General features: G+C 56.1%; 1 protein-coding gene. It reads left to right on the plus strand.

The genetic code is table 11. The features are described from left to right. Positions 1-258 (plus strand): hypothetical protein (locus FS628_RS30130; protein WP_222125306.1); only part of this gene is annotated, 258 nt, incomplete at its 5' end. Between the last annotated feature and the right edge of the window lie 79 nt (positions 259-337).

Here is a 337-nt window from a genome sequence, read left to right on the forward strand (position 1 = left end):
CGAGTAATGGTGGAATTGGGTGAGGTGAAAATAATTAGTGGGAATGGTGGGGGGTTGTGGGAGGGGAGTGGTTGGATGTGGGAGTGGGGGTTGAAGTGTTTTACGGGTGATGAGTTTGTGGTCGACAGGAGTGTTGTAGGTGAGAGGTGGGACGGGGGAAGGAAGAGAGAGGGATTTGTGGGTGCCGCGGATGACGGGATGGAGATGGGAGGGATGGGTGTTGAGGGGGGTGGGAGGGATGGTGGGGAGAGGATGTAGAAGGAATAATATATGGAGTTGGGGAGAGGGTTTGGCAATCTGGGCAAGGGGGTGCATGTGGGGGGTGGAAGTGTGAGGG

The sequence above is a fragment of the Paenibacillus xylanexedens genome (assembly GCF_007676705.1).
In the GTDB taxonomy this organism is placed as follows: Bacteria; Bacillota; Bacilli; order Paenibacillales; family Paenibacillaceae; genus Paenibacillus; species Paenibacillus xylanexedens_C.